Below are 25,517 nucleotides of genomic sequence, written 5' to 3' on the forward strand. Positions count from 1 at the left end.
TATCCCCCTCTGTAAGGCAGGTTACCCACGCGTTACTCACCCGTCCGCCACTCGCTCGAGAATCAATAGGTTTCATCTCTCGCTCGTTCGACTTGCATGTGTTAGGCACGCCGCCAGCGTTCATCCTGAGCCAGGATCGAACTCTCATCTTAAAATGTTAAGAGATTTCTCTCTTTAAGTTCTTCCCGTTCAAAACTTAAGCTTGGCTTTTGTTCTGTCCGTTATTCTTTACTGCGAATAAATTCGCTTACGATTTGCATCGTTTCTGAAAATCTAATTCTTAGAATCTTCAGGGTCTGTGTATTAATCGATCTTTGATTTTCAAGGTTCTTATGGGATGTTATCCCAAACGCAGAGGGTGGGGTTCGAACCCACGTGCCCTTGCGGACAAACGGTTTTCAAGACCGCCTCGTTATGACCACTTCGATACCTCTGCATGATATTAAATATCTTTGCAAAACTTATTCAATTAAGTTTTCTGTCGCTTTTGGCGACTTGCTTACTATATACTATCCTTTTCTTATCGTCAAGAGGTTTTTAAAAAAAGATATTTAGTAAATCTCAACATGGTTTTTCTTGCACTCTGCTACTGCTGCACAAAAAGCATTAAAAAAAGCGACTATTGTATGCATGACTCTACTTCCTTTCTTCTGTAATTGCCTGTACAGTTATGACATTTTTTAGAAAAAAGTCAAGGTTAAGGCAGCTTAAGATAAGGCAGGTGATGCATAGGCAGGTCGCTTTAAGATTTAAAACTATTCAATTTTATCGGATCAGATTTCTGCTTATCCGGTAATCTTTCAACAGTTAATGTATACATCTTTGTTTTTACATTAAAGATGATCATCGAGCAGAAAGTTTGGCATAATAAATTATGCTAATTGACGATTTTATATGAAAAGCTTATTTTGAAAGATAAGTTTCCGCTATTTTTACATCTTCAGGTGTTGTTATCTTTATATTTTCATATGTTCCGGCAACAACCTTTACTCTGGCTCCGGTGAAGGTCTCAACTACCATGGCGTCATCTGTTACCGGTATCATGAGGCGTCCTTCCTTCTCTTTTTTTATAAGTTTCGAATATGCACTGTATATGAGTGAAAAGTCGAAGCTTTGAGGAGTTTCCATAAGCCATACAGAGCTTCTTTCAGGTGTTGATTTTACAAAATGTTCTTCATCAATGATCTTGATGGTATCCTTAACCGGCATACCTATAACTGCAGCATGATACTTTGCTGCATAGTGCAGAGAATCATCGATTATTGCATGGGTAAGCATGGGGCGGGCACAATCATGAATCAGCACGATCGGATTTGTTTCATCTGAGACGGTTAAATCTGATGTAAAGTCCGTTTCAGGAAGGTGTTCTATCTTTCTGATCTCATTTAACCCGTTATATACAGAATTGTATCGTTCTTTTCCTCCCGGAATGATGGCAGCCAGTTTCTGTAAAGGATATCTTTTTTCAGAGTCGCATGTGCAGTAGATGTCAGATGTTCCGTTTTTTTCGATTCCTGTCAATGTTTCCATATAGGGGATATCTTCTTCCGCTGTTGTGATGATGATACCGTCAATTGCAGAATGTGAATCGAACTGTTCCGCGCTCCAGGTATAGAGAGGTTTTCCAAGAATCTCCATAAATTGTTTCTTCTGCTTGCTGTGCATACGTCTTCCGCTGCCGGCTGCAAGAACTATGGCATATACTTTTCTTCCTTCGTACATAAAATACCTCCGGATAATTTTTTTACGACGTGAGTGTCATGATTTGACATTGAATCCTTCAGCGGGTTGCGCTCTCACTTATGTCATTATACAACAAAATCATTAAATATTCAGATGAGATATTTGAATATAATATTATCAGCCTAATCGCAAAATAAAAAACGGCATCTGCAGATTGCAGAAACCGTTTCGGATAATAGATTCTATTATACATGATAATGGATTATATGAAACATATAACAAAATGATGGTGATTTATCGCTCGCCTAATTTCAGGTTCGGACAGGCGTTCAGTTCAAGACCGTCTCTCAGTCCTTTCAGATATTCGTAGTATCCGGCGCATCCTATCATGGCAGCATTATCAGTGCAAAGCACAGGACTTGGGCGATAGAATCTGATTCCGTTTTCCTTACATTCCGATTCAAGTCTTGATCTGATATGTGAGTTTGATGCGACACCACCTGCGATGGCAAGCTTCTTAATGCCGCGTTCTTTGCATAAATTGATGGCTCTCGACACCAGAGAATCCGTTACTGCCTCCTGGAAAGAAGCACAGAGATCCGGAATATTGATTTCAGTACCGGTCATTTTCGCTTTATTGATGTGATTCAGTACCGCAGATTTGATTCCCGAAAAGGAAAAGTCATATGGATTTCCTGCGACTACACCTCTCGGAAATTCGATGGCATGGGGATCACCGGTTCTGGCAGCATTGTCCACCTTGGGCCCTCCCGGGTAACCGAGGCCCACTGCTCTTGCAACCTTGTCAAATGCCTCTCCCGCAGCATCGTCACGGGAACGGCCGACGATCTCGTATTTTCCGTAATCTTCCACCATTACAAGATGAGTGTGTCCTCCAGAAACGATAAGACATGCGAATGGCGGTTCCAGGTCTTTGTTCTCAATGTAGTTTGCACTGATATGTCCTTCGATATGATGTACACCGATGAGAGGCTTGTTAAGAGCAAAGCTGAGTGCCTTGGCTTCAGCCACTCCCACAAGGAGTGCACCAACAAGACCGGGACCGTAGGTGACTGCAATGGCGTCAATATCGTCAAATGTACAGTCAGCTTCCTTAAGAGCCAGTGATACAACATCGTCTATTTTTTCCAAATGCTTACGTGAAGCGATCTCAGGAACAACTCCGCCATACTCTGTGTGAATGGCTATCTGTGATGAAATGATGTTTGAACGTACCTCGCGGCCGTTTCGGATGACCGCAGCGGCTGTTTCATCACAGCTGGATTCAATTCCCAAAATATTGATATCATTCATGTATTTTTACCTCCATGAGACACCATTGTTTTCCGGTTATCAGAGCCCAATCCTGCCTCATTAATCAAGACTGAAAGTCTATGTTCGACCTTATCACCCCGGATTCACAGATGTCAGAACGGAAAAAATTTCATCAGTCTTTATCTTCATCATCAAAGGTAAGGTCCTTTGTCCAGCCGTCCCTGGCAAATTTTACGGGATGTATTTTCCAGATATCGTCCTTGTAAATATCAGGACGCATCTCGCTTGGGGAATAGTGTGTGAACCACATCTCCCTTGGTTTTGCTGCAGCACCGATTTCCGCAGCTTCGTACATCATCATATGCCTGTTCTTTTTTGCATTGTCAAGCTTGTCTCTTTCACCGTACATACCTTCGCAGATGAAAAGATCCACATCCTTTGCCATTTCGGTAATGGCAGGAGTAGGACGGGTGTCTGTACAGTAGGTCACACTGAGACCTCTTCTTGCCTCACCCATGACCATATCAGGTGTATATATGACTCCGTCATCAAGAGTCACTGTCTCTCCATGCTGAAGTCTGTTCCAGTACCGTATGGGAATGTTCTGCTCCTGTGCTCTTGCGGCGTCGAATTTGCCAAGTCTCCTGATGCTTACACGATAGCCGTAGCAGGTAACCTTGTGGTTCACCTTAAAAGCATCTATGACAAATGGTCCGAAGCTGAGCTGCTGCACAGGCTCCTCAAGTTCATGATAAATGACCTCGAAGGGAAGTTCCGGTGCAACTATACGAAGTCCGTCCGCTACTCTTCTGAGACCCTTTGGGCCAATGATATGAATAGGCTCTGTACGCTCTGCATTTCCGATGGATAGCAGCATTCCCGGAAGTCCGGAGATATGGTCCGCATGAAAATGTGTGAAGCATATTATATCTATGGGCTTTGGTGACCAGCCCTTTTCTTTCATGGCGATCTGTGTGCCTTCTCCGCAGTCTATGAGCATATTGCTGCCGCTGCAGCGGAGCATAAGGCTGGTAAGCCATCTGTTTGGAAGGGGCATCATGCCGCCGGTTCCAAGTAAACAAAGATCTAGCATATATAATTATCCTTTATAAATTGATAACAAAAGCATCATAAACTGTTGCTGCTTTTGTTTCGATTAAAAGCCGGAGATGGAACACATGAAGTCACATCACAGTTTCAGTACCATTATAACGGCATCATCAACAGGATCCCGATAGTATCCTTTTCTTACGTAAGAATCCTGAAATCCCAGTTTTCTGTATAGTCCGATAGCAGCTTCATTTTTCGAGCGAACCTCGAGATAGATATTTCCGGCGTCTTTTTCTCTGGCGACGGAAATCATGTGACGAAGCAGACATTCGCCTATACCAAGTTTTCGCATATCTTCTGATACGCAAATGTCTTCCACCTCGGCTTCAGGTGCCAGGACCCGAAGAACACTGTAGCCGGCAACCCCTGAATCGGGTGCCTTATGTATTACAAAGGGATGATCATAAGACGAATTTATGGCAGATTCGAAATCCTTTGAACTCCAGGCCATCTTTCCGAAGGCGTTACGTTCAAGCATAAGAACCTCGGGAATGTCATAATCAGCCATTTCTTTTATTTCAAAATCATTTGTCATAAATATGTCCTTTTTAAATCAGATTTCCGATGGGGAGTATAAAGCCGCAGTTATAATTCACACTTACAGGGCCTGATGGTATCTTACAGATTCTCGGGAAGAGACTCGTCTTCATAACCTGCATCGGTTCCGATCTTATAATTTCTGGCAGCAAGAACATCCACGGTCTTTCCTTTTTTCAGCTTATCCGGATCGTCATGAGTGATGTCGAACTCTCTGAGTCCGGCCTCTTCTCTTTCGCGCTCAGCCTGAGGTTTTCTTATATAGCTGAGACGGAAATCCTGTCCGCTTACTGTTTCACCTTTTAAGAGCTTTTCGGCACCGATGATGGCAACGGAAGAAGCCCTCTGTAAAAGATTCTGAGGTCCGGCGAAGCTGTATGGCACAGAAAGATGTCCGGTAAGGAAGTCCTTATATACAGGAACAGCATCTCCGAGGAACAGATGTCTTCCGCCTGAGGCATTGATATGCTCCGTAAGTTCATCAACACCTATGGCCTCTTCCGAGCCTAAAAGTTTTCCGTTTACGAAGGCAGCGGTGTAAACCTGATTTCTGCGGGCGTCCATGATAGGGTGGACGAACAGACAGTCATCAGCTGCTTTTGCTTTCTGACATTCATTATCCTTTGACTTTACGTCTGTATAGTCTGAAGAACAGTAAAGTTCTGCTGTGTCAGAGACATTTCTTGCCAGTGCCTCAAGAGTGCTGACCTCAATAAGGGGGATTCCGTAGCCTAAAGCAAGACCTTTGGCAGTGGAAGCACCTATACGAAGTCCTGTAAATGAACCCGGGCCTGCGCTTACGGCGATGGCGTCAAGATCTTTGACCTCCCGTCCTGTACGCGAAAAAATCTCAGCCACCATTGGAAGCAGTGTCTGAGAATGTGTAAGCCCGATATTTGTGGAATATTCAGAAAGGACGATACCGTCGCTGAAAAGCGCGCAGGAGGCGGTATGTCCTGAGGAATCAATACCTAAAATAAGCATAGTTTTATATCCGTTTCATGAATTTACTATCCCGGCAGATTCCTGAGAATCTGCCGGTGAACTAATTGATGTGAATAACCATCAGAAATTGCAGATGATCAGTACTCGATCCTTCTGTAGTCAAAGCCCTTTTCCAGATCCTTTGTTATGCGGATCCAGTGGGCCTCCTCAGGAATGATATCCGGAATAAGCTCCGGCCATTCTATGATTGTGACTCCCTTACCATAGAAATAATCTTCATAACCGATTTCTTCCATCTCTGAAGAATCTCCGATTCTGTATACATCAAAATGATACAGAGGCAGGCGGCCCTCATATTCTTTTACAATGGTAAAGGTGGGAGAATTGACATAATCATCTATGTTCAATCCTGCGGCAAATCCCTGGGTGAAGACGGTTTTGCCCACTCCGAGATCTCCGTCGAGACAGATGATATCCCCGGGCTTTGCGGCTTCACCGAGTTTCTTTCCGAATGCGAATGTTTCATCCGCGGAATTACTTTCAAAAAGCATCAGTTTTCTTCTTTCTCAGTACGAATGTAGTGGATGATGCGGCGTCCGGTTTTCTCTTCAAACGCCTTCAGATTATCAAGGAAATCACTTTCGAACATTACATCTGTAATAAAAGCGAATTCGTCTGTTCTGCCGTTCAGAATTACAGGCTTCAGCTCTGAATCCTCAAGGAAGAACTCTTTAAGATCATCCTTTATTTCTTCGCAGGTTCCCTCAACACGAAGCAGATAAGTAAAAGCATTGGAACCCATAGGCTCGATCTCAAGCATTTTTTCAGACCAGCCGATACCCTGGAATTCATCCTGGTGGCGTACGGCTGCAATGATGTCGGAAACAACAGCACTTGCGGTTGGAAGCTTTCCTGCACCCATTCCGTAGAGCATGGTTGTTCCGAGACAGTTTCCTACTATCTTGATTCCGTTAAAAACACCGTCAACACTGAAAAGCGGATCGGACTTTGGAACCACCATAGGTACTACATAGGCAAAATACTTATCTTCCACCTGCTGTACAGAACCAAGAAGCTTGATGGTCATACCGAGTTCTTTTGCATACTCGAAATCAAGCTTTGAAATATTCCGGATACCCTCTGTATATATATCCTCATGGCGGCAGCGGTTTCCCGAAGCCATACTGAGGAGAATGGCGGTTTTTCTGGAGGTATCGAAGCCGTCAATGTCTGAGGACGGGTCGCGTTCTGCATATCCGAGGCGCTGTGCCTCCGCAAGGACCTCGTCAAAATCCGCGCCCTTCTCTCTCATATTTGTGAGTATGAAGTTTGTGGTTCCGTTCATGATACCGGTAATCTCAGTGAGATTTTCTCCGGCATAATTGTGATATATGGTGCGGATAACAGGTATACCGCCGCCAACGGAAGCTTCAAAATAAAAGTTGCAATGGTGCTCTTTTGCGATGCCTATAAGCTTTGAGCCAAAAGCGTCAACCAGAGCCTTATTGGAAGTTACAACATGCTTGCCCTTCTCAAGACAGGACTTTACGAACTCATAGGCAGGATGGATTCCGCCCATGGTCTCAACCACAAGTTTAATCTCTTCATCATTTTCGATAATGGAGAAATCATTTATAAGCTTGTCTGCGTCCTCAGGTATGGAGTCTCTTATGTCCAAAACATATTTGAGAGTTACAGGCTCACCAACCTTCTTTTGGAGCTGATCCTGATTTACCCTGAGAACCTCGGCAACACCTGAACCTATAGTGCCATAACCCATAATTGCGACTTTCATAGCTTACTTCCTTTCTGATTTTCTTATCCCGGAGTATTTTCCTGGGATAAAATCTTTACATATTGTATGTTTTGCCACTCTTCGATTTCCCGAATCATGGTATTGATGTCGGAAGTATCTTCACGAACTTCGATAGATACTGTCAGTGTTACTATTGAGTTAATGGGGATAGACTGATGAATGGTAAGGATATTGGCCCGATACTCGGATATCTTTGAACATATCTTGGAGAGATATCCAAGCTCGTCACGCATCTGTATAACCAGTGTCACAGTCTTTCCCTTTGTGCTGTCATAAAACGGAAAAATATCGTCTTTGTACTTGTAAAAGGAACTGCGGGAAAGCCCCGCTCTTTCGGTTGCTTCTGCTATAGATATACCTTTTTCCGATTCAAGAATGGTTTTTACTTCAACAACTTTTTTCAAAACTGTAGGTAATGCCTTTGTTCTTACAACAAAATAATCGGATTCGCTATTCATTCTGAAGCCTCCAGATAAGTAATATAGCGGCACTGTTTTCCCGATGGAAAATCAGCCGCTTAGAGATTCAATCAGTCGTCACCCTGTACTCTTCTGTCAGGACAGCCAAGCTGCATCCACTTAAGGTATGCTGTGATAAAACGATCTATATCACCGTCAAGAACAGCATCAGTATTGGAAGACTGCTCACCTGAACGAAGATCCTTTACCATGCGGTATGGCTGAAGAACGTAGGAACGGATCTGAGAGCCCCAGCCGTTATCCTTCACTTCTCCACGTATGCCTGCGATCTTTTCATCCTGCTCAGCCTTCTCCTTGAGATAGAGTCTGGCTTTCAGCATCTGCATGGCCTTTGCACGGTTCTGAACCTGTGAACGCTCTTCCTGACAGGCAACTACTATACCTGTTGGGATATGAATGAGACGAACTGCTGATGATGTCTTGTTGATGTGCTGTCCGCCGGCACCTGATGCACGGAATACTTCCATCTTGATGTCTTCGGGACGAACTTCGATGTCGATGTCTGTCTCGATATCAGGCATGACATCGCAGGAAACGAAGGATGTCTGTCTCTTGCCCTGGGCATTGAAGGGAGAAATACGTACAAGTCTGTGGATACCTGCTTCTGAACGGAGATATCCGTAAGCGTACTGTCCGTCGATCTCGATGGTTGCGGATTTGATTCCTGCTTCATCACCCTCCAGGTAGTCGAGGATCTTGTATGTAAATCCATGGCGCTCTGCCCATCTTGTGAACATACGGTAAAGCATGCCTGCCCAGTCGTTGGACTCTGTTCCGCCGGCACCTGCATTGAGACGGAGGATGGCGTTCATACTGTCATATTCGCCTGAAAGAAGAAGTCTTGTGGACATGGCATCAAGCTTTTCAGTGAAATCGTCAAGCATTTCCTTTACTTCCTGAACACTTTCCTGATCCTCTTCCTCTTCTGCCATCTCAATGAGGGCTCCGATATCCTCGTAAGCCTGAGAAAGGTCCTCATAAGCCTTAACGTCGTCCTTGAGACGGCGTGCTTCTGTTGAGTACTTGTTGGCAGACTCAGGATCTGTCCAGAAATTCGGCTCCTCCATCATACGGTCAAGCTCAACTATTCTTTTCTTCTTGTTTTCCAGGTCAAGGGATGCACCAAGATCCTTCAGTGACTGCTCCTTGCCATTAAGTTCAAATTTGTATTGCTCTAACTCTAAAATCATAGTTATTCCTTTTGTACTAACGGTTAATGGGTGTTGAATATCATAATGCCTCTCCGGACCGTTGTCATGTATATCCTGAGAAACCTTACGAAAAATGCCGCGAAATGAAGTTTCGCGGCACAGTCGGACGGCGAATACTTATATCCGCCGCCTGACAAAATAGTTAGTCTTTATCTGATGTATCTTCGGAAGCATCTTCCTGACCGCTTACAGTCTTGAGATACTCGTTCCTTCCGTGACACTGCTTGTACTTCTTTCCTGAACCGCAAGGGCATGGATCGTTAGGATAAACCTTACGGATCTCACGCTTCTTAGGGGCTGCGACAGAGCTTGTGTCGCGGTTTGTACCTGTAACCTGTGCCACCTGCTCGCGTTCTACCTTCTGCTCAACCTTGATATGGTAAAGGATGCGAACGGTGTCCTCCTTGATGGCTGTTGTCATCTCTTCAAACATGGCGAAGCCCTGGATCTTGTACTCAACAAGAGGATCCTTCTGACCATAAGCCTGAAGACCGATACCGTCACGCATAAGATCCATATCGTCGATGTGATTCATCCACTTCTGATCGATGACACGAAGAAGGATAACCCGCTCGATTTCGCGCATCTGCTCAGGATTTGCAAAATCGGACTCCTTCTGCTCATAAAGCTTGATGGCCTCTTCCTTCAGGAGCTGCTTGAACTCATTTTTGGTCATGGAGTTGTACTGCTCTTCTGTAAGCTTGATCTTAGGAAGAGGAATGATGGTCATGAGTGTATCATTGAGGCCGCTGAGATCCCAATCCTTTGCAGTAGAATCCTCTGCAACATTGGCATCAACATAGTTCTCGATGATGTCCTGGATGAAATTGATGATAAGAGGACGAAGGTTGTCTCCGTTGAGAACCTTGGCACGCTCTTCATAAATTACATCTCTCTGCTCGTTGTTTACCTCATCATACTTAAGGAGGTTCTCACGGATTCCGTAGTTGTTAAGCTCGATCTTCTGCTGAGCCTTTTCGATGGCACTTGAAAGCATCTTGTGGTGGATCTGCTCACCCTCCGGTACGCCCAGTGCTTCGAACATGCTCATGAGACGATCTGATCCGAAAAGTCTCATAAGGTCATCTTCAAGAGAAATGAAGAACTGAGACTGTCCCGGGTCACCCTGTCTTCCGGCACGTCCGCGGAGCTGGTTGTCGATACGTCTTGATTCATGACGTTCTGTACCGATGATATGAAGTCCGCCTGCTGCAAGAGCTTCAGGATCAAGCTTGATATCGGTACCACGTCCTGCCATGTTGGTGGCGATGGTAACTGCACCATGCTGTCCGGCGTCAGCTACGATAGCTGCTTCCATTTCATGGAACTTCGCGTTAAGTACGTTGTGCTTGATGCCGCGGCGCTTAAGCATACCGCTGAGAAGCTCTGATGTGTCGATGTTTATGGTACCGATAAGTACAGGTGCTCCTGTTTCGTGTACTCTGACTGCTTCATCTACTACAGCCTGGAACTTCTCCTTCTTTGACTTGTATACAGCATCATCAAGGTCGATACGCTGAACAGGACGGTTTGTAGGAATACAGATAACGTCCATATAGTAGATGTTACGGAATTCCTTTTCCTCTGTCTGTGCAGTACCTGTCATACCGGCCTTCTTGTCGAACTTGTTGAAGAAGTTCTGGAAAGTGATGGTAGCAAGTGTCTTGGATTCACGCTTTACCTTTACATGCTCCTTGGCTTCGATTGCCTGGTGGAGACCGTCGCTGTAACGACGACCCGGCATGATACGTCCTGTGAACTCATCTACGATAAGGATTTCATCATCCTTAACAACGTAGTCCTTGTCACGGTGCATAAGGTTGTTTGCACGAAGAGCAAGGATCACACAGTGCTGGATCTCAAGATTCTCGGGATCTGCAAGGTTCTTTATATGGAAGAACTGCTCAACCTTCTGAACACCTTCCTGTGTGAGGTTGACTGTCTTTTCCTTTTCGTTAACTATGAAGTCACCTGTTTCCTCGATCTCTTCGCCGAGAAGTGCATCCAGCTTGTTGAATTCAGCTGACTCCTCACCTCTCTGAAGCTGCTTTGCCAGTACGTCACATACCTCATAGAGCTTTGTTGACTTTCCGGACTGGCCTGAAATGATAAGAGGTGTACGGGCCTCATCGATAAGAACTGAGTCTACCTCATCGATGATACAGTAGTGAAGACCGCGAAGAACCTGCTGATTCTTGTATACGGCCATATTGTCACGAAGGTAATCGAAACCGAGTTCGTTGTTTGTTACGTATGTGATATCGCAGTTATATGCTTTCTGACGTTCCTCTGTTGTCATAGAGTTAAGAACAACACCGACCTTAAGGCCGAGGAACTCATGGATACGTCCCATCCACTCAGAGTCACGCTTTGCAAGATAATCGTTTACTGTAACGATATGAACACCCTTTCCCTCAAGGGCATTAAGATATGCAGGTGCGGTAGAAACAAGAGTCTTACCTTCACCGGTTCTCATCTCTGCGATACGGCCCTGATGAAGTACTACTCCACCGATGAGCTGTACAGGGAAGTGCTTCATGCCGTTGACACGCTTGCCTGCCTCACGAACTGTTGCGAATGCTTCCGGAAGGATGTCGTCCAGAGTTTCTCCGTTTGCAAGACGCTCTTTGAATTTAGCTGTCTGTGCCTTCAATTCCTCATCAGACATGGCTGTCATCTCATCATCGTATGACAGGATCTTTTTGATAATCGGATCAATTCTCTTCAACTCACGTTCAGAGTGGGTACCGAAAACCTTCTCTAATAAACTCATTTATATACTCCTTAATAACAGTGCGCAGACCTTTGACGCACAGATTTAGTCCTATTTTCGGCTATAACTATGAAATAGTATCACTAAACCCTTTTTTATTCAAGTCAGCACAGGAACTTTAAATATATTTCATATTTTGGAAAAAATTCAGGAGGAGAACTGTATAAGTCTCCTCCTGAATCATTAAACCGGTTTTAGTGTTTTGAAACCATTTTGTGTCCGGTCCAAAGACAGATGACTCCCGCGGTCAACATGATGATTGCACTCCATTTATGCCATTTGAAATAATTCATAATATGCTCCTTGTTGAAAAACCAACACCATTTTACACTAAATAAGTTTATTCATTCCTGATGAAAAAATCTTTTTACGTCAATCTCTACTTTTCCTCTGACAGCGGAGTCATACTATGCAGCCCGATGCCGATGGTAGACAGATTATGAAGCAGTGAAGCAGATGAAGGTGCCAGAAGTCCCATGGCGCCAAGTCCTATCAGTATACTGTTGAAGCCCATAATTCTTCTGTAATTTCCGTTGATTCTCCGGGTAAGAGCATCGGCGATCTGCTTCATTCTTATGATCTCTTCAAGGGAACCGTTTGAGATCACTATATCCGCAACTTCCTGAGCTATGGGAGCACCGTTTGAAACAGCAAGTCCCACATCTGCTTCAGAAAGCGCAGGAGTGTCATTGATGCCATCTCCTACCATAATTACCTTGCGGCCCTTTTTATGCTCGGAACGTACAAAAGCAGCCTTGTCTTCCGGAAGTACTTCCGCATGGAATTCATCCAGATTCAGCCTTTTTGCAACAGCTTCTGCAGTACGATAGTTATCGCCTGTCATCATACAGATCTTATTTAGTCCCAAATGATGAAGACTTTCAATAACCTCTGCAGCCTCTTCTCTTATTGGATCCTCAATACAGAGAACTGCAGCGAGTTTTCCGTCAACGGCAAGATACAGAGGTGAATACTGTTCCGGAATACTGTCGTATTTCTCCCGTTCAGCATCCGCAACCGCAATCTTCTCGTCTTCCATTATGAAATGGTGACTTCCGATAACAGCACGCTTTCCGTTTATGGTGGTTGCTATTCCGTGGGCAACGATATACTCGACTTTGGTATGAAACTCGTCATGGCTGATGCCTCGATCGGCAGCTTCCCTAACCACGGCATTGGCGATGGAATGAGGGAAATGCTCTTCCATGCATGCGGCAAGGCGGAGGGCCTCTGTCTCAGACCATCCGTCAAAGGTGATTATATCTGCAACCTTTGGTGTGGCATGAGTCAGGGTTCCGGTTTTGTCAAATACGATAGTTTCAGCTTCCGAAACCGCCTCAAGGAATTTTCCTCCCTTTACTGAGATGTCGTGCTTTCCGGCATCACGCATGGCTGACATCACAGACAGCGGCATTGACAGCTTTAATGCGCAGGAGAAATCAACCATCAGGAAAGACATGGCACGGGTAATGTTTCTCGTCAAAAGATATGTGAGACCCATTCCGATAAAAGCACCGGGAACAAGCTGATCCGCAAGATGATATGCTGCGGTTATAGTATTGCTCTTGAGCTTTTCAGAGTCCTCTATCATTTTGACGATCTGGTCATATTTACCCTTACCGGCTTTTTGCGTCACTTTGTAAACAAGTTCTCCCTCATTTACCACAGTGCCTGCAAAAACAGAGGCTCCTTCCGATTTGAATACCGGAGCGGACTCTCCTGTCATGGAAGCCTGGTTGACGCTTGCTTCGCCGGATATGACAACACCGTCCAAAGGGATAACATTGGAAGTACGGACTATGACCATATCGCCGGCGGAAACATCGCCTGTATCCATCAGGACTTCTTCGCCGTTTGCACACTTCACCCAGACGCGGTCTGCGTGAAGGCTCATCATCTCAGCCAGATCATCAACAGATTTCTCACGGGTCCAGTCCTCCAGGATATCGCCTATGCCCTGCAGGAAGATAACATTACCCGCTGTATCAGGATCACCGCGCAAGAGGGATGCTCCGATGGCAGCTGCGTCAAGAACCGTAACCTCGATTTTACCGTGAATAAGAGAACGTAAGCCTTTGGCAAAATAAGGAATGGCTGTTACCACTGTTATGGCAGTGTTCAGTACGGTGGGGAAAAACAGGGTTCGAAAGCCTTTATTTAGTATGCTGAAAACCAGTTTTTCCTCATATTTGTTACGCATCTCACGTCCTGTGTGTTCAGGAACAAGAGCCCGGATCTTTTCGTCCTCGTAATCAAGCTCGGAAAGAGCCTTTATAACGGCGCGACGGTTGCCGCGTTTGTACTTGATGATGGCATTACCGGTACGTTCATAAACCCTGACATCCTCCACACAGTTTAAGCGTCGGATGGCATACTCTGCCATATCCGCCTGCTGGGCAGTCATACGGAACCTGTCGATGTGGACACGCATACGACCGGAGGATTCATGTAAAATTCTGCAATTCATTTTTGTTCTCCATAGTCAGGCATGGCTCGGAAATGTTCACACCCATACCTGACATACTGATCATATTAACTATGCAAAACGTCAGCTCATATTCAAACTGTGATAATGGGCTGACGTCCGGTTTTATGGAATCCTATTTTTATATAAACCCCCTTATACTATAAGGCTTCTATCCAATGATCAGTTTTCTGCATCTGCTTCATCAGCTTTTTTGGCAGCCTCAAGTTCCTCGAGATGTGCCTGTGCTTCCTCGATCTTTGCCTTTGCATCGAGGATGGCCTTCTCTTCTGCTTCCTTTGCGCGCTTCTCGTTAATGTCTAATGCATCAGCGTAGATATCGTCACAGTTCTCACGGATTGTTGTTCCGGTCTTCATAACCGTATCTTTGCATCTAAGAACTGCAGCTGTACAGTGAGTATATGCTTTCTTAAGGTCATTACTCTTGAGAATGCTGATACCTGCTGTGCCAAATAAAACTCCGCCTGCGAAACATGCAACTTTCTTCCAACTAATCATGGTTTATATCCTCCATATGATAAAAAAATTTTGTGGGCCGTTAGTCATATCTAACACATATTATAATCCATATTTGTTATTTTGACAGAATATACCACAAAAAATATCGTAATGATAAACTAACTTTTTTGAAAAATTGTATTTTTATAAAAAAAGGACAGCCGGATCGGCTGTCCTGAATTCTGTGTTAAAATTCCGGGGTATCAGTACTCCGGCTCGATAAGTCCGTAACTGTTTCCCTTTCTCTTATAAACTACGGCAACGTTTCCTGTATCGCCGTTCTGGAATACGAAAAATGCATGGCCTACAAGATCCATCTGGAGACATGCCTCCTCGGGAGTCATAGGTTTTAAGTCAAAATGCTTTGTACGAACGATGTTGATTTCTTCTTCTGCGATATCATCATCCGGTTCATCACCGAAAGCATCTGAGAATGAACCTGCTGCGAGCTTACGGTTCATGAGTTTTGTGCGGTGTTTACGGATCTGGCGTTCAATTATATCAACAACAAGATCCAGTGACTGGAATTTGTCTGAAGTTGTTTCCTCCGCGCGGATAACACCATCTCTGATAGGAATGGTGACCTCCACCTTGTACATGTTTTTCTCGGTTGAGAGAGTGACATTGCAGATGGTGTCCTCTTTGAAGAACTTTGACAGCTTTCCGAGCTTTCTGTCAATCTGGTCCTTCATGCCATCAGATACGTTAATGTTTCTTCCCGTGATATTAAACTTCATGGAATCACGCTCCCTTTTCTATATTTCTCAACATCTCTGTTGAGATATTCTGATTATATCACTTAAAGGAAGATAATTCCAATTTTTCAACAGTATAAAAATGAAATTTTGGTGAAATCTGTGATAGACCCGGAGCCGTCAGTTACTGAGGAATCTTCCGTAGGCGTATGGCTCTCTGTAGTCGTACCTTCCGGTACAGATACCTGTCTTTGAACTTGCTGCGTGGATGATAACTCCGTTTCCTGCATAGATGGCTACGTGGTTTACATAATCACCGGATGCATAGAAAACGAGATCACCGGGCTGGAGTTCTTCAAAGCTTATGGCCTGTGCATTCTCTATCTGATCTCTTGAAGATCTTCCGGTTGTTATTCCGAAATATTTGAATATCTGCTGCACGAAGCCGGAACAGTCAGCACCCTCAGTAAGGGAAGTTCCTCCATATACGTAAGGATTGCCGAGGAACTGCTTTGCGTAATTAATAAGTGCCTGTCTGCCTGCTGTGGTGGCTATGACCGGAACGGAAATATTTCCGGAAGTTACGGATGAAATAGCGGATTTTACGGTTGATACTATGGAGGTTGTCTCAACCGTTGGTGCCGTATTCACTTCTATGGCAGAGTCAGAATCCGATGTACTGCGTTCAGATGAAGCAATGACGGTTGAGACCATATTACTTACATCCTGGGCTATGGTGGTTAAGCCTGAACTGAAAGCACTGAAATCATCAACATCATCAACTACCTCTAAAAGGTTATCTTCTCCGCCGGAAACCGCAGAGGACTCTTCCATGGTCTCCTTTGCGGTGGAAGTTCTGGCTTCGGTATAGTTTTCCGTAACAACATTGGCACTTGTTTCATCAATGGTTGTTACGGAGTATTCCGGAATCATGGAGCCGTCAGTAAGTGCGGTTATATCCTCATCGGATGATATGCCAAGGGCTTCGTCATCCTGGGGAACGTCTCCTATGGCAAGGAGCAGCTCTTCCTCAGAATCAGCTTGAGAAGCAGCTTGAGAGGCACTCTGAGAACTATCCTGAGAATCAGCTTCGGTGGATATTTCAAGCTCTGAGATCACTGACTCGTCGGCAAAGGCTGTAAAGCCCGGAGCAAATGTGCCGGCGGTTATAGATAATGCTGTACATATGGCTATATATTTGTATGATGAATGTTTCAAATTGTCTCCTTTAACTTATGTAACACCACGTGATGTGTTCCGGAAAGTCCGGTTACGTAACATTCGGCGGCAGTTTTACACTGTTATGGCCGATTAAAAATAAAAGCGGCAAATGTAAAACCACTTAATGTTTTAACTACATTAATGGTAGCACATCTGCCGCTGACGAATCTTTTTAAATTATTTAAGCTTTTTTTACAGGTCAGGAGTAGAAAATATCTACGCCGTCCGCAATGCCTTTGGCAAGCACAGAAACGCTTGCGTCGCTGTAATCGGAGGATCTGTCTCCAAGCTCCAGGTCGATGGATGGAATTTTTGAATAGCTGGTCTGGGTCAGATCCATCTGCATGGTGCCGTCTCCGAAGATTTTTACGCCGTTTCCGGACAGACCGTTTATGATTGAAGCACCGAGACGGTCACTTTCAGTCCAGATGGTGGATACCGGGTACATGTTTTTGATTCCGTCTGCAACAGTCATGAAGAATGCACCCTTGTTGCTGGTTGTGGAGTCATAGTGGATGGCAATATGGCAGCTGGCCTTCTCATTGGCCATAACGGTACGTGCAATGTTATCCAGCTGAACATCTTCGCTTTCGCGGATCATGAGGACATTGTAGCCTCTTTCAAGGAGTACTGATTTAAGAGCCTTTGCCACCTTGAGGTTCACATAAGCCTCTGAAGTGCCGTCAAGCATGGTGGTTCCGGATGATACAGCGGTGGCTTTTGTGTTGCCTGCTGCAGTGCTGCCTCCTGTAACCTTTGGAGTTCCGTCAGGGTGACAGAGAGTCTTAACGCTTTCGCCTCCCTTTGTACCGTGACCGGCATTGACACAAACGGTTTTGTTCTTTTTACTGCTGCCTGAAGCGTAGTAAAGAGTAGCTGTACCTGAATTGATCTTTGAATTGCCGCCAAACTCCCAGCCTGTGTTAAATGCCACAGCCTCGGAAGTCTTTTTCTCTACCACATCGGTTGTGGTGAATTCGGAACTGATATAGGCTGTTGCTCCGTTGTATTCGATTCGGCTCCAGCCGCTGCTGCTGTAACCGGTTCTGTGGAAACTGTCACCGGTATTTGCTTTTCCGAGAGGTTCTCCATCAACAGGTTCTTTTCTGATATTCACATCATCCTTCATGATGTATACCGTCTCATCTCTTGTTTCAAAACTGATGGGTGCCTTGGTTTCCTGTACAACGGTTTCTGCTGTCTGAGAAGTGGCTGTTGCTTTTGAAGCCGCAGAAGAGCCGGCAGATCCGGACTGGGATTCTGCTGTCTGAGAGCCTGAATTTGTCCCGGTTCCGGTTGAAGCTCCGGTCTCATTGTGATCTGCAGGAACCGTGGGACCGAAGCTGGTAACAGACTGAACTTCGGCTGCCCCCGTATTTGCTTCGGCATCTGTAAGAGTTCCCTCTTCCACTGAAACCTGAGCCTCATTGAACTCGGATTCATAACTCTTTTTGCAGGCGCTTAAAGAAACTGAAAGAGCCATGCAGGCTGCTGCAGATAATACTATTTTTTTCCTGATATTTCGTTTCATAACTGATTCTATCTCCTGTTTGGGTTTATATTAATGACGTGAGTTTTAATAGTTTATATCGAATCGTTCCGCGCTATGCGCTCCGACTTATATCATATCCACCCGCCGTCGAACTTTATGATCTGACCTGTGAGGTAGCGTGGAGCTTTTGTAAGAAGATAAATGAAGTCGGCCACCTCTTCCGGGGAAGCCATCCTTCCATAGGGTATCTCCTCTTCAAGTTTTGCTCTGTCCACAGGCTCCAGCCACTTGTTCATGTCTGTGTCCACGCATCCGATTGCCACTGCATTTACCGGGATATGATTTGGCGCCAGTTCTTTGCCGAGAGCTTCGGTAAAGGCATTGACAGCTCCCTTGGTAAGGCTGTAGACAGATTCCATTGAAGCCCCCACAACTCCCCAGACGGAGGAAATGTTCACGATGCGGCCGTTCTGTGTCTTCAGGATATAAGGAATGACGGCTCTGGTGAGCTTGAACATGTCGGAGACATTGGCCTCCAGCATAGTATCGAACTCGTCGTCTGTTACGTCCTGAGCCAGATTGAAAGTGGATATGCCGGCATTGTTCACAAGTACTATCTCGTCTGCATCGGCGCTTGAATCCTGATGAGATTTCTGACATATCTCTGCTTCATCTGAAATAACCGACTGAAGGGCGCTTAGATCTATCCTGAGAGCCGAAGCCAGTATGTCGCCGGTTATAGATCCGTGTACCGGTATAACCTCCGTATATTTTGAAAGATATGCCGCAACTTCATCAAGAAGCTCGAAATTCGAGCGGCAGTTTATGATGAGGCGGTAGCCCTTTTTTGCAAATGTTTCTGCCGTGGCGCGCCCCACTCCCCGGGAAGCACCGGTAATGATTGCAGTTTTCATTTTTTTCTCCGGATGTAGATGGATTTGGATTGCTTACTTCAGAATGACGATGGTATATCATGTTTTCTGAAGCGAGAAAAGATTCGTGGATGTAAAATATCGAAGGCCACGAATGTTTATATGTAAGCAAAGCGAGATGACTCATGAGAGCCATCCCTTTCTATAGTAGAGTATTTCAAACACTCGGGCAATAATTGTAAAACCAGATTATGATAAAGTTTTGTGATTTGTAAGTTTTTCTATAAATGTCTTCGCCATTTCGCTGAGCTCCTGCCCTTTTCTTACGATGTATCCGAAGGTCAGGGTCTCGTCTTCTTCCAGTTTAATGACCTTTATATCCGAAGAGGTGCTTCCTGAGCCGAGCATGGCGGCACCGACTGCGTAGCCGTTAAGTCCCAGCATTAGCTCGATGGAGGTTGCTCTTTCGTTGGTGCTTATGACTTTTTTGTAATCATAGGTGGCAAGGGCCTCTTCTCTGTAATAAAAGGAGGTCTGGTCCCCCTGATCGAATACCATGCATGGATAGTCCTGAAGGTCCTTTAGGGAAAGTGTCTCCCTGTCTTTGAGGGGATGGTCCTTACTGAGATATACATAGGCGTCCCTTGTAAAGAGTTCATGGAACTCAAGGGATGCATCTGTGAAGATCTTTTTGAAGGTCTTTTTATTGAAGTCACTGAGAGCTATGACTCCAACTTCGCTTCTCATGGTTTTGACATCTTCAATGACTTCACCGGTCTGGGTCTCACGAATGGAGAACTGGTATTCGGCATGATCATATTCCTTTATGGTGTCGATGAAGGCATTGACAGCTATGGTGTAATGCTGCATGGAAACAGAGAAGGTTGGTTTTTCTTTTTTGGTATTCAGATACTTCTCTTCCACCTTCTCGAACTGCTCTACGGCGTTTCTGGCATAGGCAATAAAAGAAGCCCCCGCCGATGTGGTAACTACACCGTTGTGGACTCTTTCAAATATCTGTATGCCGAGCTCATTCTCAAGCTCTCTTACAGCACTTGAAAGGCCGGGCTGAGAAACATAGAGCCTGTCAGCGGCCTTTCGCATGGAGCTTTCTTCATCTATAGCGATAACATATTTTAACTGTAATATGGTCATGACACAAAACCCTTTCCTTTAGTTTCCGTGTCATGATACCACATTGTTCCGGTACTTTACAGCACCATCCCATAACTCCCGTTGAAAAAACATGTTAAGTCTGAAAATACAATAAGATCTTCAGCAGCAGGAAGCATTTTTACTTCAGTCAGCAAAAAGTGCTGTTGAAAGGTATCTGTCGCCTGAGTCAGGAAGAAGAACTACGATGTTCTTGCCCTTGTTCTCCTCGCGGTTTGCGACGATGGTTGCTGCCTTAAGAGCTGCTCCGGATGAAATACCTACAAGGATTCCCTCTGAAATTGCGAATCGCTTGCCCTCTGCGAAAGCGTCCTCGTTATCGATGGCAATGACTTCGTCATAGATCTTTGTGTTGAGAGTATCCGGAACGAAACCTGCACCGATTCCCTGAATCTTGTGAGGACCGGCTGTACCCTTGGAAAGAACCGGGCTTGTTGCAGGCTCAACAGCGATTATCTTTACATCAGGATTCTGCTCCTTTAAGTACTCGCCTACACCTGTGATGGTTCCGCCTGTACCTACACCTGCAACGAAAATGTCTACCTTACCGTCAGTCTGTTTCCAGATCTCGGGACCCGTTGTTGCCTTATGTACGGCAGGGTTGGCAGGATTTACGAACTGTCCGAGGATGATGGCACCATCGATCTCCTTTTCAAGCTCCGAAGCCTTCTCGATGGCACCCTTCATGCCCTTTGCGCCTTCTGTTAGAACGATCTCTGCACCGTAAGCCTTGAGAAGATTTCTTCTCTCAACGCTCATGGTGTCGGGAAGTGTAAGGATGGCTTTGTAGCCCTTTGCGGCAGCAACAGCGGCAAGGCCGATTCCTGTATTTCCGCTGGTGGGCTCGATGATTGTAGCACCCGGCTTAAGCTTTCCGCTCTTTTCGGCATCCTCTATCATGCTGAGGGCTACTCTGTCCTTTACTGATCCTGCAGGATTGAGATACTCAAGCTTTGCAAGGATAGTTGCGTTTTCAACGCCTGCCTTCCTGCTGTAACCGTTAAGCTTTAAAAGAGGTGTTCCACCTATAAGTTCAAGTGCGCTTTCTCTGATGTCTGACATAATGATACCGACCTTTCTTATGTACCAGTCCTTTGAATTTCGTTTAGCGATGGACTGTTTCTATGCCAATGTCTAAGTATTTAGATGTGGCAAATGCTTTTCTTTGATGGATAAATCATAGCACGGTACGAAAGAAAGGGATATTACTTGAAGTTTATAGGTGGGTATAGTGTTTACTTATTGCTGCTTATCAGCCCCTATGCTTGTGTAAGGGAACTCCGTCAGGACACCGGCTGCAGAAAGAGAGGAGCGTTTAAGAACACCCGCTTCCTCCTCTCAGTTGATATTATCTTTAGTTGTTTTATAAGTGATATTCATAATTAACTCCGGTTTATGACATCAGTAGTTTTATAAGCTCAGTGGTTTTTTGCAGCTCATCCACGGTGGTATACTCATTGACCGTATGTATATCATGCATGGCGTTGAATATGCAAAGACCGTCGATACCCCTTCTTTTGAGTATATTGTTGTCGCTGCCTCCGAAGGACTTTTTCGGTATTGGCTTCAGCGAAAGAGCGGCAAGGGCTTTTTCGTAGAGACGGAGACTTTCGGATTCGCTGTCTATCCTGTAGGTGAAGATCTTTGGAGCGCTGTTAATACGGATGTTTCCGCCTAAGGACGAAGCCTCCGCTTCAAAGACCTTTTTTATATTCGCTACTGTGGAGAGGGCTTCCTCATGAACAGAGCTTCTCACCTCTCCTGTCAGTGTTACTGCTGATGGAACAGCATTGCTTACTGTGCCGCCCCTGATGGTACCGAAATTCAGGGTGGTGTGGTCGTTTGTCCAGCCCTGCTTTATCTTGCTTACAGCCTGTGCCGCTATGGCCAGTGCATTTATGCCATTCTCAGGCTCAAATCCGGCGTGGGCGGAACGTCCGGAAACCTCTATTTCAAAATAAATTAGTGTCGGCTCCTGAGATGAGTAGACTCCGAAATCACCGCTGGAATCGGGAACGAAGGCCTTTTTGGATTTAATCAGGGAATAGTCAAAGGCGTCTGCTCCCAATCCGTAGGTTTCTTCTGCGGGGGTAAATAAAAGCTCGATTGGAGGATGATCGAGCCCCTCTTCGAGAAGCTTTCTGTAGGCTTCATAGATACAGGTAAGTGCCGCTCTGTCATCGGCTCCGAGAACAGTGGTTCCGTCGCTTGTTATACGGCCGTCATCATGAAGTATCACCTTTTTATCGAGACCCGGAGATACCGTATCCATATGTGCGCAGAAAAGAACCGGCTCATCATCCTTTTTTATCCCTGTTCCCGGGATAAAGCCGTAAAGATTACCGGTGTCACCGCCGAATTTTTCTCCGGCTGCGTCTTCTGTCAGGTTGACCGAAAGATCACCCCATATTTTTATGAGGTGATCTGCAACAAGTCGTTCTTTGCAGCTGATACCGTCGATTCGGCTAAGCTCCACAAAGGTGTTTACTATTCTGTTGTTTTCAATACTCATTTTTCAAAAGTCCCTTCAGAGGATTTATGCTGGCATCTGCTCTCAGGATGCTGTTAGCTGGATTGACCGGACATCTGTCATCATGTGATTCGAAATTCCAGTGAGAAACAGAAATCTCGCTCTGATAGTCTTCCACTGTCTCTCCCTTTGGATGACGGAGATAAATCTCTCCCTTCGGGTCTGAAGAAAGTGCTGCACGCTGCCCGTCATCAGCCCATAGCTTATCATAGTCAATCTGGCTTCCTATTCTTACATTCCAGATGGAAGGGCTTCTATAGAAGATGACACGTTATCTTTGCTGTTGGTAATTATGACGCAAGAGGCAATTTTTGTATAAGACGGTTAATTTATAGGTGGGTATAAATTTTACCTAACAGATGACAGAAAAAGAGCGGTTCCGGGAAGAGATATCCTGGGAACCGCTTTGTGCGTGGTAAAGAAATATAATGTGCTGCGCATCATAAGTGAATATCGGACCGCTTCGAGAGGTCCTCCCACATTTTAAGAAAGTTTTTTTACTTCCACCAGATTTGTGTGCTGACCATTCCCGTGCGCATAGGGCGTAGGATGGGAAGAAGTCAGGACGTTGATGGATCCGCCCCTGTCCACGCCCTCTTCGTCTGCGTCGTACCAGGCGCCCTGAGAAAGGGCGGTCACTCCCGGCATGATCCGTTCGGTCAGATGGGCCGGAATTCTGGTTTTTCCTCGGTCATTGAATACAAGGACCATATCCCCATCGCGGATACCGCGGGAAGCTGCGTCCTTCGGATGCATCCAAAGTGCCTGCGGATCTATCGCGTGCATGGCGAGGTTGTTGTCGTGGATGCTGTGACATCTCCGTGGCGTATGCCAGCCCACAAGCTGGAGGGGATATCGCTGAGTCAATGGGTCCTGAGGCCCCTCGGGAGGGGCTACATAGCGGGGAATGGGTGGGAACGGGTCCCGGAATGCGAGGTGGTTTACCCGATCAGAATAAAGCTCGATCTTCCCAGAAGGCGTCGGAAATGGATACCGTTCCGGATCCTTACACTCCATCTCAAAGGCAACTCCCCCATGCTTCTCCTTATACCGGTAGATTCCAGTCTCCTTGAAAACGGCGTAATCCGGCAGCTCTGGTTCGCTTTTTTGAAGCTCACTGTAGATATACTCCAGCCACTCCGAGTGGGTCCGACCTTCGGTGAAGGCCTGACGAAGTCCCAGCCGTTCCGCCACCTCCGAAAGCCATTCGTACTCAAACCTGCCTTCATAGAGTGGCTCTATCACCTTATTGCAGCAGCCAAGAAATTCTCCGTACTGCCAGGGATTGGTGATATTGTCGCACTCGAACATTGAAATCCCCGGCAGAAGGATATCTGCAAATTTGGCGCTTGCGGTCATAAAGAGGTCACTGCATACGATGAACTCACACTTTAGCTCATCGCTGAGGATTTCTTTGGTGCGGTTGATATCCCCGTGCTGGTTGATCAGGGTATTTCCGGCAAGATTCAGGATCATCTTGATGTTGGACAGGGGGTGCTCACCGCCGCGGACACCGTCGGCCGCGCCCATCTCCGTGCCTCTAAGGATAGCGTCAGTCCACAGGAATACCGGTATCCGGTAAGGATAGGGATTTTTCGGCATGGGGAGGGAAGGACGTTTGTGCTCGGCGTAGTCTCCCGCTCCGCAGGCATATCCGCCATGTATACCCACGTTCCCCGTCATACATGCCAGCAGGATTCCGCCGCGAACGCATTGCTCTCCATAAGCATTTCTCTGGGGGCCCCATCCCTGATAAAGGATGGAAGGACGCGCTGTGGCGTAGCGAATGGCAAGGTTCCGGATAACCGCGGCGCTGACACCTGTAATGGCCTCTGCCCACTCCGGTGTTTTGGGAACTCCGTCCTGTTCGCCGGTGAGATAAGATAGAACGGACTCTCCGGGATCTACCCCCAGGGGCATATGGTCGGGGTCAAAGCCGATACAGCAGCGATCCAAAAATTCATGATCCACAAGCCCCTCCTGAACCAGCACCCACGCCATGGCGTCCAGCATGGCGCTGTCGGTGGCAGGGCGAATGGGAATCCATTCGGCCTTAAGCTGACGGACAGTCTCATTCTCCCGGGGGTCTACCACAACTATAGGGATGCCCTTATCCCGGGCCTTTCTAAGATAATACATGGTTTCGCAGTCGAATTTGGTGGCAGCAGGATTGTGTCCCCAAAGGATGATCAGATTACTGTTGAGCCAATCCTCCGGGGCGTTTCCTGTATTTCCGGTGCCATACATCAAAATACTCGCCTGACGTATGCAGGCAGAGCTGTAAGAGTTATAGTAGGACAAAAAGCCGCCGTCCAGACTCAACAGGCGCATGGCCAGGCGATCCGGGCGGAATACGGCGCTGACGCCGGTGGAATAGTTGACATAGCGTGATCCGGGACCGTAGGTATCACGAATCCTGATCCATTCCCGGGCGATGGTGTCCACAGCTTCGTCCCAATCGATACGGACGAACTTTCCCTCACCCCGCCGCCCTACACGTTTCATCGGATAGCGCAGCCGGTCTTCGCTAAGGAAGGTCTTGTGGTAATTCATTCCCCGGGCGCATGCAGTCAAAGGGACGCCGGGTGCGGCGCACTCCTGTGTATCGGTGGTCAGGCGAAGGATCTTTCCGTCACGCACATGGGCGTGAATGATGCAGCGACCTCCGCAGTTGTTTCTGCCTGTTGTATGTATTATCTTGATTTCATCGGACATGATTGTA

At 46.0% G+C, this 25,517-nt stretch carries 21 protein-coding genes, 1 tRNA gene and 1 rRNA gene; all 23 read right to left on the reverse strand.

Features of this window, described 5'->3' with window-relative positions; translation table 11 throughout:
- Positions 1–152, reverse strand: a 16S ribosomal RNA gene (locus tag T515_RS02630); the annotation flags it as partial.
- Positions 153–350: 198 nt separating this feature from the next.
- Positions 351–436: transfer RNA gene (locus T515_RS02635), tRNA-Ser, on the reverse strand.
- A 467-nt stretch (positions 437–903) separates the two neighbouring features.
- Entirely contained in the window at positions 904–1,722 is an 819-nt protein-coding gene (ispD, locus tag T515_RS02640; protein ID WP_036607298.1) for a 2-C-methyl-D-erythritol 4-phosphate cytidylyltransferase, read from the reverse strand.
- A gap of 255 nt (positions 1,723–1,977) precedes the next feature.
- Positions 1,978–2,997, reverse strand: coding sequence for a tRNA (adenosine(37)-N6)-threonylcarbamoyltransferase complex transferase subunit TsaD (gene tsaD, locus T515_RS02645; RefSeq protein ID WP_036607299.1), 1,020 nt, complete (start codon positions 2,995–2,997; stop codon positions 1,978–1,980).
- Positions 2,998–3,130: 133 nt separating this feature from the next.
- Positions 3,131–4,051 (reverse strand): ribonuclease Z, encoded by a 921-nt coding sequence (locus T515_RS02650; RefSeq protein WP_036607301.1) that lies wholly within the window; start codon positions 4,049–4,051, stop codon positions 3,131–3,133.
- A gap of 96 nt (positions 4,052–4,147) precedes the next feature.
- Positions 4,148–4,603: a ribosomal protein S18-alanine N-acetyltransferase gene (gene rimI / locus T515_RS02655; RefSeq protein ID WP_051671362.1), complete on the reverse strand. Its 456-nt coding sequence runs from the start codon at positions 4,601–4,603 to the stop codon at positions 4,148–4,150.
- Between the two features lie 83 nt (positions 4,604–4,686).
- Complete coding sequence (gene tsaB, locus T515_RS02660) at positions 4,687–5,589, reverse strand: tRNA (adenosine(37)-N6)-threonylcarbamoyltransferase complex dimerization subunit type 1 TsaB (protein WP_051671363.1); 903 nt, start codon at positions 5,587–5,589, stop codon at positions 4,687–4,689.
- Between the two features lie 98 nt (positions 5,590–5,687).
- Positions 5,688–6,101, reverse strand: a complete 414-nt coding sequence (gene tsaE / locus T515_RS02665) for a tRNA (adenosine(37)-N6)-threonylcarbamoyltransferase complex ATPase subunit type 1 TsaE (RefSeq protein WP_036607303.1) — start codon at positions 6,099–6,101, stop codon at positions 5,688–5,690.
- On the reverse strand, positions 6,101–7,345 hold the full coding sequence (locus tag T515_RS02670) for a homoserine dehydrogenase (protein WP_036607305.1): 1,245 nt from the start codon (positions 7,343–7,345) through the stop codon (positions 6,101–6,103). Before T515_RS02670 ends, tsaE begins: the two co-directional genes overlap by 1 nt.
- 23 nt (positions 7,346–7,368) lie before the next feature.
- Complete coding sequence (locus tag T515_RS02675; protein ID WP_036607308.1) at positions 7,369–7,824, reverse strand: ACT domain-containing protein; 456 nt, start codon at positions 7,822–7,824, stop codon at positions 7,369–7,371.
- A 71-nt stretch (positions 7,825–7,895) separates the two neighbouring features.
- Positions 7,896–9,035 carry a peptide chain release factor 2 gene (gene prfB / locus T515_RS02680; protein WP_330372631.1) on the reverse strand — a complete coding sequence of 380 codons (1,140 nt, stop codon included), beginning with the start codon at positions 9,033–9,035 and terminating at the stop codon, positions 7,896–7,898.
- Between the two features lie 163 nt (positions 9,036–9,198).
- Entirely contained in the window at positions 9,199–11,829 is a 2,631-nt protein-coding gene (secA, locus tag T515_RS02685; protein ID WP_051671364.1) for a preprotein translocase subunit SecA, read from the reverse strand.
- Between the two features lie 379 nt (positions 11,830–12,208).
- Positions 12,209–14,296 carry a heavy metal translocating P-type ATPase gene (locus T515_RS02690; RefSeq protein ID WP_036607311.1) on the reverse strand — a complete coding sequence of 696 codons (2,088 nt, stop codon included), beginning with the start codon at positions 14,294–14,296 and terminating at the stop codon, positions 12,209–12,211.
- Positions 14,297–14,476: 180 nt separating this feature from the next.
- A complete protein-coding gene (locus tag T515_RS02695; protein WP_036607313.1) occupies positions 14,477–14,812 on the reverse strand; it encodes a DUF6110 family protein in 336 nt (111 codons plus the stop codon).
- Between the two features lie 203 nt (positions 14,813–15,015).
- Positions 15,016–15,549, reverse strand: a complete 534-nt coding sequence (hpf, locus tag T515_RS02700; protein ID WP_036607316.1) for a ribosome hibernation-promoting factor, HPF/YfiA family — start codon at positions 15,547–15,549, stop codon at positions 15,016–15,018.
- Between the two features lie 138 nt (positions 15,550–15,687).
- Complete coding sequence (locus T515_RS18545) at positions 15,688–16,725, reverse strand: C40 family peptidase (protein ID WP_036607318.1); 1,038 nt, start codon at positions 16,723–16,725, stop codon at positions 15,688–15,690.
- Between the two features lie 202 nt (positions 16,726–16,927).
- Complete coding sequence (locus T515_RS02710; protein WP_036607320.1) at positions 16,928–18,259, reverse strand: N-acetylmuramoyl-L-alanine amidase family protein; 1,332 nt, start codon at positions 18,257–18,259, stop codon at positions 16,928–16,930.
- Between the two features lie 92 nt (positions 18,260–18,351).
- Entirely contained in the window at positions 18,352–19,134 is a 783-nt protein-coding gene (locus tag T515_RS02715) for an SDR family NAD(P)-dependent oxidoreductase (RefSeq protein ID WP_036607322.1), read from the reverse strand.
- Positions 19,135–19,341: 207 nt separating this feature from the next.
- Positions 19,342–20,247 carry a LysR family transcriptional regulator gene (locus T515_RS02720; RefSeq protein WP_036607323.1) on the reverse strand — a complete coding sequence of 302 codons (906 nt, stop codon included), beginning with the start codon at positions 20,245–20,247 and terminating at the stop codon, positions 19,342–19,344.
- A gap of 144 nt (positions 20,248–20,391) precedes the next feature.
- Positions 20,392–21,327 carry a cysteine synthase A gene (gene cysK, locus T515_RS02725; RefSeq protein ID WP_036607325.1) on the reverse strand — a complete coding sequence of 312 codons (936 nt, stop codon included), beginning with the start codon at positions 21,325–21,327 and terminating at the stop codon, positions 20,392–20,394.
- A 331-nt stretch (positions 21,328–21,658) separates the two neighbouring features.
- On the reverse strand, positions 21,659–22,777 hold the full coding sequence (locus tag T515_RS02730; RefSeq protein ID WP_036607327.1) for a M20/M25/M40 family metallo-hydrolase: 1,119 nt from the start codon (positions 22,775–22,777) through the stop codon (positions 21,659–21,661).
- Positions 22,767–22,913, reverse strand: a complete 147-nt coding sequence (locus T515_RS17310; protein ID WP_155988241.1) for a hypothetical protein — start codon at positions 22,911–22,913, stop codon at positions 22,767–22,769. Before T515_RS17310 ends, T515_RS02730 begins: the two co-directional genes overlap by 11 nt.
- A 365-nt stretch (positions 22,914–23,278) precedes the next feature.
- Complete coding sequence (locus T515_RS02735; RefSeq protein ID WP_036607330.1) at positions 23,279–25,510, reverse strand: DMSO/selenate family reductase complex A subunit; 2,232 nt, start codon at positions 25,508–25,510, stop codon at positions 23,279–23,281.
- Between the last annotated feature and the right edge of the window lie 7 nt (positions 25,511–25,517).

The sequence above is a fragment of the Oribacterium sp. P6A1 genome, assembly GCF_000702885.1.
Lineage (GTDB): Bacteria > Bacillota > Clostridia > Lachnospirales > Lachnospiraceae > Oribacterium.

Bases quoted from the DNA above. Each gene is read 5' to 3' on its own strand.
- ispD (WP_036607298.1), bottom strand. From the start codon at position 1,722: ATGTACGAAGGAAGAAAAGTATATGCCATAGTTCTTGCAGCCGGCAGC.
- tsaD (WP_036607299.1), bottom strand. From the start codon at position 2,997: ATGAATGATATCAATATTTTGGGAATTGAATCCAGCTGTGATGAAACA.
- T515_RS02650 (WP_036607301.1), bottom strand. From the start codon at position 4,051: ATGCTAGATCTTTGTTTACTTGGAACCGGCGGCATGATGCCCCTTCCA.
- rimI (WP_051671362.1), bottom strand. From the start codon at position 4,603: ATGACAAATGATTTTGAAATAAAAGAAATGGCTGATTATGACATTCCC.
- tsaB (WP_051671363.1), bottom strand. From the start codon at position 5,589: ATGCTTATTTTAGGTATTGATTCCTCAGGACATACCGCCTCCTGCGCG.
- tsaE (WP_036607303.1), bottom strand. From the start codon at position 6,101: ATGCTTTTTGAAAGTAATTCCGCGGATGAAACATTCGCATTCGGAAAG.
- T515_RS02670 (WP_036607305.1), bottom strand. From the start codon at position 7,345: ATGAAAGTCGCAATTATGGGTTATGGCACTATAGGTTCAGGTGTTGCC.
- T515_RS02675 (WP_036607308.1), bottom strand. From the start codon at position 7,824: ATGAATAGCGAATCCGATTATTTTGTTGTAAGAACAAAGGCATTACCT.
- prfB (WP_330372631.1), bottom strand. From the start codon at position 9,035: ATGATTTTAGAGTTAGAGCAATACAAATTTGAACTTAATGGCAAGGAG.
- secA (WP_051671364.1), bottom strand. From the start codon at position 11,829: ATGAGTTTATTAGAGAAGGTTTTCGGTACCCACTCTGAACGTGAGTTG.
- T515_RS02690 (WP_036607311.1), bottom strand. From the start codon at position 14,296: ATGAATTGCAGAATTTTACATGAATCCTCCGGTCGTATGCGTGTCCAC.
- T515_RS02695 (WP_036607313.1), bottom strand. From the start codon at position 14,812: ATGATTAGTTGGAAGAAAGTTGCATGTTTCGCAGGCGGAGTTTTATTT.
- hpf (WP_036607316.1), bottom strand. From the start codon at position 15,549: ATGAAGTTTAATATCACGGGAAGAAACATTAACGTATCTGATGGCATG.
- T515_RS02710 (WP_036607320.1), bottom strand. From the start codon at position 18,259: ATGAAACGAAATATCAGGAAAAAAATAGTATTATCTGCAGCAGCCTGC.
- T515_RS02715 (WP_036607322.1), bottom strand. From the start codon at position 19,134: ATGAAAACTGCAATCATTACCGGTGCTTCCCGGGGAGTGGGGCGCGCC.
- T515_RS02720 (WP_036607323.1), bottom strand. From the start codon at position 20,247: ATGACCATATTACAGTTAAAATATGTTATCGCTATAGATGAAGAAAGC.
- cysK (WP_036607325.1), bottom strand. From the start codon at position 21,327: ATGTCAGACATCAGAGAAAGCGCACTTGAACTTATAGGTGGAACACCT.
- T515_RS02730 (WP_036607327.1), bottom strand. From the start codon at position 22,777: ATGAGTATTGAAAACAACAGAATAGTAAACACCTTTGTGGAGCTTAGC.
- T515_RS02735 (WP_036607330.1), bottom strand. From the start codon at position 25,510: ATGTCCGATGAAATCAAGATAATACATACAACAGGCAGAAACAACTGC.